The following is a 13,227-nucleotide window of genomic DNA, read 5'->3' on the forward strand; positions in this document are numbered from 1 at the left end:
ACGAGTACCGGGGACCGCTGCGCACCCAGTTTCGATACACAACACAAGCCTGGTACTGCGACTCGGGTGACCGTTGATACCACATCGTCAAATGCAGGGAACTTGCCAGTTCCATTGGTTACCCGAGTTTAATTTTTTTCGCAAGCGGGCCAATCGTTGGCCACGCGACAGGGCATTCAAGCAGATGAAATTAGAAAATGCGCTCTAAAGAGCAAGACGCCTGAGCTAGAGCATCAGCCGTACGACTGACTCGCTCGGGTCGCGGGTTTTGCCAGCGGCTTTGAGTTCGGCAAGATAGTCGGCCCACAGCGCGTCCTGACGCACGGCCAACTGATAGAGGTAGTCCCAGGTGAACAGTCCACTGTCATGCCCGTCGTCGAAGGTCAATTTCAGTGCGTACTGGCCGGCCGGTTCGATCTTGATCAGCTTCACGTTGAGCTTGCCGAATTGCAGGATCGGCTTACCGTGGCCCTGGACCTCGGCGGAAGGCGAGTGGGTGCGCAACAGTTCGGCAGGGAGTTGGTACACTTCGTCGGGCCCGTAGGTGAGGCCGAGGGTGTTGGAGGTTTTGTGCAGGTTTACAGCAGTGGGAAACTTCGACATTGGCAATAATCCTGATGGAACCGGCCTCAAAATGTGGGAGGGGGCTTGCCTCCGATGGCAGTGTGTCAGTCAGCATATGTCTGTCTGATAGACCGCTATCGGGGGCAAGCCCCCTCCCACATTGAAGCGAAGCGATTCTGTGTGAGGCTTACAGAATATAGCGCGACAAGTCTTCGTTTTGCGCCAATTCGCCCAAGTGGCTGTTGACGTAAGCCGTGTCGATCTTGATCACTTCGCCATTCTGCGCACCGGCCAGGTCGCCGGCACTGAAGGATACTTCCTCGAGCAAGCGCTCCAGCAAGGTGTGCAGGCGACGGGCACCGATGTTCTCGGTCTTCTCGTTGACCTGCCAGGCGATCTCCGCCAGGCGCTTGATGCCGTCTGGCTGGAACTCGATGCCCAAGCCTTCGGTTTTCAGCAGTTCACGGTACTGCTCGGTGAGCGAGGCGTGCGGCTCGCTGAGGATGCGTTCGAAGTCGCCCGGGGTCAGCGCCTTCAACTCCACGCGAATCGGCAGGCGGCCTTGCAGCTCCGGCACCAGGTCGCTTGGCTTGCTCAGGTGGAACGCACCGGAGGCGATAAACAGGATGTGGTCGGTCTTGACCATGCCCAGCTTGGTGTTCACGGTGCAACCTTCGATCAGCGGCAGCAGGTCGCGCTGTACGCCTTCACGGGACACATCGACGCCGCCGGAGTTACCGCGCTTGGCCACCTTGTCGATCTCGTCGATAAACACGATGCCATGCTGCTCGACCGCCTCCAGGGCCTTGGCCTTGAGTTCTTCCTCATTCACCAGGCGCCCGGCTTCTTCGTCGCGCACCAGTTTCAGCGCTTCCTTCACCTTGAGCTTGCGGCTTTTCTTCTTGCCCTTGCCCATGTTGGCGAACAGGTTCTGCAACTGGCTGGTCATCTCTTCCATGCCAGGCGGGGCAGAGATGTCGACGCCGGACACTTCGGCGACTTCGATCTCGATTTCCTTGTCGTCCAGCTGGCCTTCACGCAGGCGCTTGCGGAACAGCTGGCGGGTGTTGGAGTCCGAGGCCGGTGCGGCTTCTTCGTTGAAGCCCATGCGTGCCGGTGGCAGCAAGGCGTCGAGGATGCGTTCTTCGGCGGCGTCTTCGGCGCGATGGCTGACCTTGGTCATTTCCTGTTCGCGCAGCATTTTCAGAGCTGCGTCTGCCAGGTCACGAATGATCGACTCGACGTCACGGCCCACATAGCCTACTTCGGTGAACTTGGTGGCTTCTACCTTGATGAACGGCGCGTTGGCCAGTTTGGCCAGGCGACGGGCGATCTCGGTTTTGCCGACGCCGGTCGGGCCGATCATCAGGATGTTCTTTGGCGTTACTTCAACGCGCAGTTCTTCGGGCAGTTGCATCCGGCGCCAGCGGTTACGCAGCGCGATGGCTACGGCGCGCTTGGCATCGTCCTGGCCGATGATATGGCGGTTGAGTTCATGGACGATTTCGCGGGGAGTCATGGACATAATGTTTGGCGGCCTCAAGCGGGAATAAGCCTACGGCTTACTCGGCGAGGTCCTGCTCCTCAATGGTGAAGTTGTGGTTGGTGAACACGCAGATATCGCCGGCGATGCCCAGGGCAGTCTCGACGATTTCGCGGGCCGACAGGTCGGTTTTCTTCAACAGTGCGCTGGCTGCCGCCTGGGCGTAGCCACCGCCGGAACCCATGGCGATCAGGCCATGTTCGGGCTCAACCACATCGCCGTTGCCGGTGATGATCAGGGACGCGTCTTTGTTGGCGACGGCCAGCATGGCTTCCAGGCGGCTGAGGGAGCGGTCGGTGCGCCATTCTTTGGCGAGTTCGACTGCGGCGCGCACGAGGTGGCCCTGGTGTTTTTCCAACTGGCCTTCGAAACGTTCGAAAAGGGTGAAGGCGTCGGCGGTAGCGCCGGCAAAGCCCGCGAGAACCTGGCCGTGGTACAGGCGACGCACTTTCTTGGCGTTGCCTTTCATCACGGTATTACCCAGGGAAACCTGGCCGTCGCCGCCCATGACGACTTTGCCGTGGCGACGTACTGAAACGATGGTGGTCAAGGGGAGAGTCTCCACGCAGCGGGGCGAAAATGCCCTGATGGAAACTCATATGGGGGTGGCGGAAGGGATTTCAACCATAGGGGGTTATGGCGGACGAGTGGTGCTCAAGGGTCTGACACACATTCCACAGCGCGGCAAAACCAAATGTGGGAGGGGACAGGCCCCGTCCCACATTTGATCCAGGTTGGCTGAAGGTCAGCGGCTCTGGCGTTGTTGTAACAACAGGTTGCTAAAACCCGCGCCGGCCAATTGCTTTTGCGCCACGGTCAGCTGTTCACGGTTGCTGAACGGTCCTACCAGTACGCGATACCAGGTCGCATCCTTCACAGTGCCGGACTCCACCGTCACCGACTGGCCCAGCAGAATGATCTGCGCCCGCACGCGGTCCGCATCCGCCTGTTTGGGGAACGAGCCCGCTTGCAGGAAGAACTTGGTCACTGGCGCAGCCTTGGTCTCGGCCACTGGCGGTGCCGGCGGCGGGGTGATCCCGGCCAATGCGGCCTGGGCGCGCGCTGTGTCGATTTTAGCGGCTTCCGCCGGGGTGACCGGGGTGGTCGGCACTTGCGGCGTCGGCAGGGTTTTCTCCGGCACGGCGTCCGGCGGCACGATCACTTCCGATTCGGGCAACAGCGTGTAGAAGTCGTACTTCGGCTTTACCGGAGCGGTCGGGCTCGGCGCAGTCTTGTTGGCTTCGGCCATTTTCGTGGCCTTCTGTTGCTCCTGCTTGACCCGTTTGACGTCATCGCCCTTGCCCGGATCAAGTTTCATCAGGAATACGATAAACGCGCCGACGGTGAGGCCGATCGCCATCCACAACCAGCCTGGGATCGGCTTCTTCGCCGGGGCCTGATAGCGGCTGGCGCCGCGCTTGGGTGCAGGTTTTTTCTTGGCAGCCAACTTACATACGCTCCAGTGTTTCCAGGCCCAACAGTTCCAGGCCTTGCTTGAGGGTCCGTCCAGCCAGGGCGGCGAGGCGCAGGCGGCTTTGCTTCTGGGCTTCGTCGTCGGCAGTCAGGATCGGGCAGTTCTCGTAGAAGCTGGAGAACAGGCCGGCGACTTCGTACAGGTAGGTGCACAGGATGTGCGGCGTGCCTTTTTCGCCGACGCTGTTCAGCACTTCGCCGAATTGTGCCAGCTTGGCGGCCAGTTCCTGCTCGTGCGGGGCGTCCAGCACGATGTGCCCTTCAACTTCGCTGAAGTCCTTGCCCAGCTTGCGGAACACGCCGGCCACGCGGGTGTAGGCGTAAAGCAGGTACGGTGCGGTGTTGCCTTCGAAGTTGAGCATCAGCTCGAAGTTGAAGCTGTAGTCGCTGGTGCGGTGCTTGGACAGGTCGGCGTATTTCACCGCACCAATGCCTACCACGCGGGCGATGTTGCGCAGGTCGGCCTCGGCCAGTTCCGGGTTCTTTTCCTTCACCAGGTTGTAGGCACGTTCCTGGGCTTCGGTCAGCAGGTCGATCAGCTTCACGGTGCCGCCGTCACGGGTCTTGAACGGGCGGCCATCGGCGCCGTTCATGGTGCCGAAGCCCATGTGTTCCATGTGCATCGGGTGGGTGACGAAGCCCGCGCGGCGTGCCACTTCGAACACCTGCTGGAAGTGCAGGGCCTGGCGCTGGTCGACGAAATACAGCGCACGGTCGGCCTTGAGCACCCCACTGCGGTAGCGCACGGCCGCCAGGTCGGTGGTGGCATACAGGTAGCCGCCATCGGCCTTGACGATGATCACCGGCAGCGGCTCGCCGTCGGCGGTCTTGAACTCTTCGAGGAACACGCATTGCGCGCCGTTGCTCTCCACCAGCAGGCCCTGGGCCTTGAGGTCGTTGACCACGTTGATCAGGTCGTCGTTGTAGGCGCTTTCGCCCATCACGTCGGCCATGGTCAGCTTGACGTTGAGCAGATCGTAGATTTCCTGGCAGTGCGACAGCGAGATCTCACGGAAACGGTTCCACAGCGCCAGGCATTCCTCGTCACCGGCTTGCAGTTTGACCACCAGGCCACGGGCGCGGTCGGCGAACTCTTCGGATTCGTCGAAGCGCTTCTTGGCGGCGCGGTAGAAGTTTTCCAGGTCCGACAGCTCGTTGCTGGTGATCGGGTTTTCTTGCAGGTAAGCCATCAGCATGCCGAACTGGGTGCCCCAGTCGCCCACGTGGTTCTGACGGATCACGCTGTCGCCGAGGAACTCCAGCACCCGCGCCACGCCATCGCCGATGATGGTGGAGCGCAGGTGGCCCACGTGCATCTCTTTGGCCAGGTTCGGTGCCGACAGGTCGATGACCACGCGCTGCAGCGGGCCGGCCTTGAGCACACCGATCCTGGCGTCGGCCAGGGCTGCATCCAGGCGCGAAGCCAGGGCCTGGGTATTCTGGAAGAAGTTGATAAAACCGGGGCCGGCGATTTCGGCCTTGGTGACGCTTTCGTCGGTCGGCAGCGCGGCGATGATTTTTTCCGCCAGGTCGCGCGGTTTCATGCCAGCCGGCTTGGACAGCATCATCGCAATGTTGCTGGCGAAGTCACCGTGGGTCTTGTCGCGGGTGTTTTCCACCTGGATCGCCGGCGACAGGCCTTCAGGCAACACACCTTCGTTGACGAGTTGGGTGAGGGCTTGTTGGATCAGCTGGCGAATGGTGTCTTTCATGGTGTTCTCTTTCGACCGCAAGCGGCGGCGCGCGATGCGCAGGTGGAAAAACTGGGCATTATCCGTGGCGAGGGCGGGCTTGCCAACCTTCGCGGGACCTGTGGCCAGGGTTAATACAAATCTACCGGGTCTACGTCCAACGACCATCGCACTTGCCGGCCGCTGGGCATTTGCTCCAGGGCAAGCAACCAGCTACTTAATAGCCGATGCAGCGGTGCGCGGGAGGTTGCCTGCAAGAGTAGCTGAGCGCGATAACGCCCGGCGCGGCGCTCCATGGGCGCAGGCACCGGGCCGAGCAGTTCGATGCCGCTCAGACCCAGTTCACCAAGCAAACGTTCGGCTGCGCTGCACGCTTCATCCAGGAAACCTTCGGCCTGCCCCGGCTTGTGCGCTTCGGCGCGTAGCAGTGCCAGGTGGGAAAACGGCGGCAGGCCGGCGGCGCGACGTTCGCTCAGGGCCTGTTCGGCGAAGGCGAAGTAGCCTTGCTCGGTGAGCTGGATCAGCAGCGGATGGTCGGCCAGGTGCGTCTGGATAATCACTCGGCCTGGCTCCTCGGCACGCCCTGCGCGGCCCGCAACCTGCACGATCAACTGCGCCATGCGCTCGCTGGCACGGAAATCCCCGGAGAACAGCCCACCGTCCGCATCCAGGATCGACACCAGGGTCACCCGTGGAAAGTGATGCCCCTTGGCAAGCATCTGCGTGCCGATGAGGATGCACGGCTGGCCTTTCTGGATGGTGGCGAACAGCTGGTTCATCGCGTCTTTGCGCGACGTGCTGTCACGGTCGACCCGCAGCACCGGGTAATCCGGGAACAGGATGCCCAGGCGTTCCTCGGCGCGCTCGGTGCCTGCGCCGACCGGTCGCAGGTCGACTTTGCCGCACTGCGGGCAATGGCGCGGCACCCGCTCCACATGGCCGCAGTGGTGGCAGCGCAGTTCGCCGTGGCGCTGGTGCACCGTCATGCGCGCGTCGCAGCGCTCGCACTCGGACATCCAGCCGCAGTCATGGCACAGCAGCGTCGGCGCAAAGCCGCGCCGATTGAGGAACACCAGCACCTGCTGACCAGCGGCGAGGGTCTGGCCGATGGCTTGTTGCATTGGCCCGGAAATACCGCTGTCCAGCGGGCGGCTTTTGACGTCCAGGCGCAGGAAACGTGGTTGCTTGGCGCCGCCCGCCCGTTCGTTGAGGCGCAAGAGGCCGTAACGGCCGGTGTAGGCGTTGTGCAGGCTTTCCAGGGACGGCGTGGCCGAGCCCAGCACAATCGGGATGTCTTCCTGGCGAGCGCGCACCAGCGCCAGGTCGCGGGCGTGGTAGCGCAGGCCTTCCTGCTGTTTATAGGAGCCGTCGTGTTCCTCGTCGATGATGATCAGCCCGGGGTTTTTCATCGGGGTGAACAGCGCCGAACGGGTGCCGATAATAATGTCGGCCTCGCCATCCCGCGCTGCCAGCCAGGACTCCAGGCGCTCGCGGTCGTTGACCGCCGAATGCACCAGCGCGATACGCGCATTGAAACGCTGCTCGAAGCGCGCCAGGGTCTGCGGGCCGAGGTTGATCTCGGGGATCAGCACCAGCGCCTGTTTGCCGGCTTGCAGGGTTTCGCGGATCAACTGCAAATAGACTTCGGTCTTGCCGCTGCCCGTGACGCCGGCCAGCAGGAAAGCGTGGAAGCTGTCGAAGCCTGCGCGGATCGCTTCGTAGGCGGCGCGTTGCTCGGGGTTCAGCGGCAATTCCGGCTGGGCCAGCCAGTGTTCGTGGCGGGCGTCAGGGGCGTGCTTGCGGATTTCCACCTGTACCAGGCCTTTGGCAAGCAGCAGGTCGAGGCTGTCTTTGCTCAGCATCAGCTTGCTCAGCAGTTGATGAGCCACGCCATGGGGATGCTGCGCCAGCGTGGCCAGTGCTTCACGTTGGCGTGGGGCACGGGCGATGCGCGGGTCGTCGAGGCGCGCGCCGGGCACCATCGACCAGAAGCGCTCCTGACGCGCTTCGGCCAGTTCGCCCTGGCGCAGCAGCACCGGCAAGGCCCAGCTCAACGTATCGCCCAGGCTGTGCTGGTAATACTGAGCGGTCCACAGGCACAGCTTGAACAGCGCGGGTGGCAGTGGAGGGGTGGTGTCGAGGATGGCCAGCGCGGGCTTGAGTTTTTCGACCGGCACTTCGCTGTGGTCGGTGACTTCAACCAGAATGCCGATCATCTCACGCCGCCCGAACGGCACACGCACACGCATGCCCGGTTGCAACTGCGCCCGCAGTACGCCGGCCGGCGCCCGGTAATCGAACAGGCGGCGCAGGGGCGAAGGCAGGGCGAGGCGCAGAATGGCGTCGGGCACGCGAGGAGTCTCATATAAAGGCAGGCGGTGGCGCAGGGGCGGGAGCCTAGCAGAGCCGGGAGGGCTTGGGTATGCCACGGTTTTCTGATGAAAGGAGGTTTTCAGCCAGATGTGCAGCTTGCGTGATTGAAAAGGTCTGGTAGAATCCGCGGCCTAATTACGTGCGGTATTCGACAATAGTGTCGAGTGGCGGCACGCTAGCCCGAGGAAGTGCCATGAAAGCCGATATCCATCCAGCGTACGAAACCATCGAAGTCACCTGCAGCTGCGGCAACAAGTTCGAAACCCGTTCGAACCTGTGCAAGCCACTGGGTACTGACGTATGCAACGAGTGCCACCCGTTCTACACCGGTAAGCAGAAAACTCTGGACACCGGCGGCCGTGTACAGCGCTTCGCAGATCGCTTTGGTGCTTTCGGCAAGAAGCCTGCTGCTACTCCAGCAGAGTAAGGCTCAAAAGCCTTATGGGCTTTTGCCAGCTGTTGAAAAAGGCGTCCCGTGTGGGCGCCTTTTTTGTGCCTGGGATTTGGCTTTCAGTCGCCCAGGCCGACGTGTTTTGCCCCGCGCCGTCCGCCTTGGCCCGGGTGGAGGTGCAACGCGTGGTGGATGGCGACACCGTGCGCCTCAAGGATGGCCGCAGTGTGCGGATGATCGGTCTCAATGCCCCGGAAACCGGCAAGCAAGGCCGCTCCGACGAGCCCTACGCCGTTGCGGCCCGCCAGCGTTTGCAGGTGTTGGTTGAGGCCAGTGGCGGCCGGGTTGGCTTGGTGCCGGGGCGCGAGAGCAAGGACCGCTACGGCCGTACCTTGGCCCACCTCTACAGCGCTGATGGAAAGAATCTTGAGGCGCAACTGCTGGCCGAAGGCCTGGGGTTTCAGGTGGGGGTCGCGCCCAATGTCGATCTTGTCGCTTGCCAGACAGCTGCGGAGGACAGCGCCCGTGACGCGCGTTTGGGCGTATGGCAGCAGTCACCCGTGCAAAGCGTGGCGCAACTCAAGCAGTCCGGCTTCGCCCTGGTCAGCGGCCGAGTGAGCAAGATCGAACGCAATCGTGGTGGAATCTGGATCGAGTTGCAGGGTTCACTGGTATTACGCATTGCACCCGAACTCGCCCGCCGGTTCGACTCGGTATTGCTCAGTGGTCTGCAAGGCAGGGCAGTCGAGGCCCGTGGCTGGGTGCAGGATCGATCCAAACGGGGTGGCCGGAAAAACGGCCAGGCACGTTGGTTGCTGCCGCTGACCGACCCCAGCATGCTCAAATCGGCTGATTAATAAAAAATTGTAGACATTTTTTTATTCGATTGTGAACAGTTAACCCCTTGTATCCCGTGGCCTTAGACCAAAGTACGGCGCTTTGGGGCCTTGACACCTGTGACTACCCAGTCTTGTAGGGACTTTGCGACACGCGTATCCTCGGCGGTCCGTCGACCAACAGTAAAAGCGGAATGCCGATATGTCTGATTTGAAAACTGCCGCTCTCGAATATCATGCCCATCCTCGTCCAGGAAAGCTGAGTGTAGAGCTCACCAAGGCCACTGCCACCGCCCGCGACCTGTCGCTGGCCTACAGCCCTGGTGTTGCCGAGCCCGTACGTGAAATCGCCCGCGACCCCGAACTGGCGTACAAGTACACCGGCAAAGGCAACCTGGTTGCAGTGATTTCCGATGGCACCGCGATTCTCGGCCTGGGCAACCTCGGTCCATTGGCCTCCAAGCCAGTCATGGAAGGCAAGGGCGTGCTGTTCAAGCGCTTTGCCGGCATCGACGTTTTCGACATCGAAGTCGACTCCGAAAGCCCGCAGGCTTTCATCGACACGGTCAAGCGCATTTCCATCACCTTCGGTGGCATCAACCTGGAAGACATCAAGGCACCTGAGTGCTTCGAGATCGAAAAGGCCCTGATCGAACAGTGCGACATTCCGGTATTCCACGATGACCAGCACGGCACCGCGATCGTAACCGCGGCCGGCATGATCAACGCCCTGGAAATCGCCGGCAAGACCCTTGCTGACGCGCAGATCGTCTGCCTGGGCGCCGGCGCTGCGGCCATCTCCTGCATGAAGTTGCTGGTGAGCATGGGCGCCAAGCTGGAAAACATCTTCATGGTCGACAGCAAGGGCGTGGTCCAGTCCGAGCGTACCGACCTGAACCAGTACAAGGCGATGTTTGCCCACGCCACCGACAAGCGTACCCTGGCTGACGCCCTCGACGGTGCAGACGTGTTCGTCGGCCTGTCCGGCCCGAACCTGCTGAGCGCCGAAGGCCTCAAGTCCATGGCGGCCAACCCGATCGTGTTCGCCTGCTCCAACCCGGACCCGGAGATCTCGCCGGAACTGGCTCACGCCACCCGCAGCGACGTGATCATGGCCACCGGCCGTTCGGACTACCCGAACCAGGTCAACAACGTACTGGGCTTCCCGTTCATCTTCCGTGGCGCCCTGGATGTTCGCGCCAAGCGCATCAACGAAGAGATGAAAGTGGCTGCCGCCAATGCCCTGCGTGAACTGGCCAAGCTGCCGGTGCCTCAGGACGTGTGCGACGCCTACGGTGGCGCCAAGCTGGAATTCGGTCGTGAGTACATCATCCCGAAACCAATGGACAAGCGCCTGATCACCCTGATCTCCGATGCCGTGGCCAAGGCCGCCATCGAGACCGGCGTGGCCACCCTGCCGTATCCGAAGCACTACCCGCTGAAAAGCGTGGATGATGTGTTCAACGGCTAAGCCGTTGTAGCGCACCAACAGAAAGCCCCGGCTCTTGCGAGTCGGGGCTTTTTTGTGGCGATTCACTTGGGCCTTGTGGAGACCCAAGTGTGGGAGCGGGCTTGCCCGCGATAGCGATGGATCAATCAGCTCATGTGGCGCCTGACACACCGCAATCGCGAGCAAGCCCGCTCCCACATTGAATCTGTTTCAGGCCATAAATCTCACTAGAACAGATCGATCGGCGCCGCCTCATCCGCCGGCAGCGGGCTACCCGGTGCAACGCCATTGCCCAGCTCGTTGACCGACGGCGGCGTGTCTTCGCTCTTGAACAGTTCGAAGTACGCGTTCGGCGTGCTTGGCGAAGCTGCACGGCCACTGATCGGGTCGATGCGCAGGCTGAGGATGCCTTCCGGCTCCGGCTGGGTGTGCGGCGGCTTGTCCTTCAAGGCTGCGCCCATGTAGCTCATCCAGATCGGCAGCGCGACGGTGCCACCGAATTCGCGGCGACCCAGGCTTTCCGGCTGGTCATAGCCGGTCCACACGGTGGTCACGTAGTCGGCGTTGTAGCCGGAGAACCAGGCGTCCTTGGATTCGTTGGTGGTACCGGTCTTGCCGGCGATGTCCGGCCGGTTCAGCGCCAGGGCGCGGCGGCCGGTCCCCTTCTTGATCACATCTTCCAGGATGCTGTTGAGAATATAAGTGGTACGGCCGTCGACAATACGCTCGGCAACTGCCGGCGCCTGTGGCTCCGCCGGGGTACCGTTGGCGGCCTGCGTCGTGCCTGGGGTCGGCTCGATGGTGATGCCGCCATTGCTTGGCGCTGCCAGGCCATCCGTCGCTGCCACGCCGTTGACCACGTCACCTGGCACGCGTGGTGGGTTGGCGGTGAACAGGGTTTCGCCGTTGCGGCTTTCGATCTTGTCGATCAGGTACGGTGTGATCTTGTAGCCGCCGTTGGCAAAGGTGCTCCAGCCGGTGGCGATTTCCATCGGTGTGAGGGTCGCAGTGCCCAGGGCGAGGGACAGGTTGGGCGGCAGGTCTGACTTGGCGAAACCGAAGCGCGTCATGTAATCGATGGTCTTGCCCACGCCCATTGCCTGCAGCAAGCGGATCGACACCAGGTTACGCGACTTGTACAGCGCTTCGCGGATGCGGATCGGGCCAAGGAAGGTGTTGGTGTCGTTCTTCGGGCGCCAGACCTTGTCCAGGTACTCGTCGACAAACACGATGGGTGCATCGTTGACCAGGCTGGCGGCGGTGTAGCCGTTGTCCAGCGCGGCGCTGTAGATGAACGGCTTGAAGCTCGAGCCCGGTTGGCGTTTGGCCTGGGTCGCGCGGTTGTAGTTGCTCTGCTCGAACGCGAAGCCACCGACCAGGGCACGGATTGCACCGTTCTGCGGGTCCAGCGACACCAGTGCGCCCTGGGCCAGCGGCACCTGGCTGAACTTGAGGCTGTCGTCCTTCTGGCGTTGTACGCGGATCAAATCGCCCACCTGCGCCACGTCCGACGGTTGCTTGGGCATCGGGCCCATGCTGTTGGTGTTCAGGAACGGGCGCGCCCACTTCATGCTGTCCCATGCCACATGGGCTTCGCCGGTGCGGGTCAGGACCTGCACGCCATCTTTTTTCACCTGGGTGACGATGGCCGGCTCCAGGCCGCTGATCGCACGTTGTTTGCCCAACTCGGTGGTCCACGCGCTCAGGGTCTTGCCCGGCAGGCGTGATTCGGGGCCACGGTAGCCGTGACGCTGGTCATAGGTGATCAGGCCGGAATGCACCGAATTATTGGCGATATCCTGCAAGTCGCTCGGCACGGTGGTGGTCACGCGGAAACCTTCGGTATACGCCTCGCTGCCGTAGCGGCCGACCATCTCGGCGCGCGCCATTTCGGCGATGTAAGGGGCGTTCACTTCCGGCGTCGGCACGTGGTAGCTGGCATTCAACGGCTCGGCGATGGCGCTTTCGTAAGCGGCCTGGTCGATCTTGCCCAGCTTGTACATGCGCCCCAGGATCCAGTCGCGGCGCTCTTTGCTGCGCGCCGGGTTGGCCAGGGGGTTGAAGCGTGAGGGCGCCTTGGGCAGGCCGGCGATCATGGCCATCTGCGCCAGGCTGGCGTCACGGATGGACTTGCCATAGTAGACCTGCGAGGCCGCCTCGATCCCGTAGGCGCGGTTGCCCAGGTAGATCTTGTTCACGTACAGCTCAAGGATCTCATCCTTGGTCAACTGGCGTTCGATTTGCAGTGCCAGGAGGATCTCGGTGGCCTTGCGCGAAAAGCTGCGCTCGCTGGTCAGGAAGAAGTTCTTCGCCACCTGCATGGTGATGGTGCTGCCGCCGGATTGAATGTGTCCGCTTTTTACCAATTGCGTGGCCGCACGCACCAGGCTGCTGGGGTCGACGCCATAGTGGTTGGCAAAATTATCGTCCTCAGCCGAGAGCAGGGCGCTGATGAAATTGGGTGGAATATCGGCAAAACGGATCGGTGTGCGGCGCATTTCGCCGAACTCCGCGATCAGTTTTTCATCGCTGCTGTAGACCCGCAAAGGAATCTGCAACTGGATACTTCTGAGAGCCTCTACGGAGGGCAAACCCGGACTAAGGTAGAGGTAGGCCCCGCTGAGCACGAGCAGCAGCCCGCAAACGATGGCGACAATGGAGTACCCGAAAAACTTCAGCAGACGAATCAAGGCTTTTGGATTTCCAGAGAAAAGAATGGGTTAGGCGTCGGGGCTTGCATGGCAATCGATGGATCGACCCGAGCTGCAGATAAAAAGCGGCAAAAAACGCTGGGCATTAAAGCATTTTTCGACTTGGGGCGTCATTCGCACCTGCTCAACAAGTCGACCGAATGCATGGCGCCCGGCGGCAATCAGGCGGTATGACAGGCAAAGCTTTAGGGAGTT

General features: G+C 61.9%; 11 protein-coding genes. 4 read left to right on the forward strand and 7 right to left on the reverse strand.

Annotated features, from left to right (window positions below; translation table 11 throughout):
- Positions 1-225: 225 nt before the first annotated feature.
- The 6 genes from BM026_RS11005 to BM026_RS11030 form a co-directional block, all read right to left on the reverse strand.
- Positions 226-603 carry a gamma-butyrobetaine hydroxylase family protein gene (locus tag BM026_RS11005; protein WP_071492374.1) on the reverse strand — a complete coding sequence of 126 codons (378 nt, stop codon included), beginning with the start codon at positions 601-603 and terminating at the stop codon, positions 226-228.
- A gap of 148 nt (positions 604-751) precedes the next feature.
- Positions 752-2,089, reverse strand: coding sequence for an ATP-dependent protease ATPase subunit HslU (gene hslU / locus BM026_RS11010; protein WP_092246392.1), 1,338 nt, complete (start codon positions 2,087-2,089; stop codon positions 752-754).
- 37 nt (positions 2,090-2,126) lie between these two features.
- Positions 2,127-2,657 (reverse strand): ATP-dependent protease subunit HslV, encoded by a 531-nt coding sequence (gene hslV, locus BM026_RS11015; RefSeq protein ID WP_010563201.1) that lies wholly within the window; start codon positions 2,655-2,657, stop codon positions 2,127-2,129.
- A gap of 195 nt (positions 2,658-2,852) precedes the next feature.
- Positions 2,853-3,554: an SPOR domain-containing protein gene (locus tag BM026_RS11020; protein ID WP_025858692.1), complete on the reverse strand. Its 702-nt coding sequence runs from the start codon at positions 3,552-3,554 to the stop codon at positions 2,853-2,855.
- Between the two features lies 1 nt (position 3,555).
- Complete coding sequence (argS, locus tag BM026_RS11025) at positions 3,556-5,292, reverse strand: arginine--tRNA ligase (RefSeq protein WP_093528518.1); 1,737 nt, start codon at positions 5,290-5,292, stop codon at positions 3,556-3,558.
- Positions 5,293-5,402: 110 nt separating this feature from the next.
- Positions 5,403-7,622 carry a primosomal protein N' gene (locus tag BM026_RS11030; protein WP_093528521.1) on the reverse strand — a complete coding sequence of 740 codons (2,220 nt, stop codon included), beginning with the start codon at positions 7,620-7,622 and terminating at the stop codon, positions 5,403-5,405.
- A gap of 215 nt (positions 7,623-7,837) precedes the next feature.
- Here BM026_RS11030 and rpmE point away from each other — a divergent pair, with 215 nt between their 5' ends.
- From rpmE to BM026_RS11045, 3 genes are all read left to right on the forward strand, one after another.
- Positions 7,838-8,071 (forward strand): 50S ribosomal protein L31, encoded by a 234-nt coding sequence (rpmE, locus tag BM026_RS11035; RefSeq protein ID WP_005784030.1) that lies wholly within the window; start codon positions 7,838-7,840, stop codon positions 8,069-8,071.
- A gap of 14 nt (positions 8,072-8,085) precedes the next feature.
- Positions 8,086-8,892 (forward strand): thermonuclease family protein, encoded by an 807-nt coding sequence (locus BM026_RS11040; RefSeq protein ID WP_092246405.1) that lies wholly within the window; start codon positions 8,086-8,088, stop codon positions 8,890-8,892.
- A 181-nt stretch (positions 8,893-9,073) separates the two neighbouring features.
- A complete protein-coding gene (locus BM026_RS11045) occupies positions 9,074-10,342 on the forward strand; it encodes a malic enzyme-like NAD(P)-binding protein (RefSeq protein WP_071492370.1) in 1,269 nt (422 codons plus the stop codon).
- Between the two features lie 206 nt (positions 10,343-10,548).
- Here the strand turns inward: BM026_RS11045 and BM026_RS11050 are convergent, their stop codons facing one another.
- Positions 10,549-13,008, reverse strand: a complete 2,460-nt coding sequence (locus tag BM026_RS11050) for a penicillin-binding protein 1A (RefSeq protein WP_371914370.1) — start codon at positions 13,006-13,008, stop codon at positions 10,549-10,551.
- A 51-nt stretch (positions 13,009-13,059) separates the two neighbouring features.
- On the opposite strand from BM026_RS11050, the gene BM026_RS29190 reads away from it, so the two are divergent.
- Complete coding sequence (locus BM026_RS29190) at positions 13,060-13,206, forward strand: hypothetical protein (protein WP_156682174.1); 147 nt, start codon at positions 13,060-13,062, stop codon at positions 13,204-13,206.
- Positions 13,207-13,227 lie beyond the last annotated feature (21 nt).

The organism is Pseudomonas sp. NFPP24 (assembly GCF_900112095.1).
Taxonomy (GTDB): Bacteria; Pseudomonadota; Gammaproteobacteria; order Pseudomonadales; family Pseudomonadaceae; genus Aquipseudomonas; species Aquipseudomonas extremorientalis.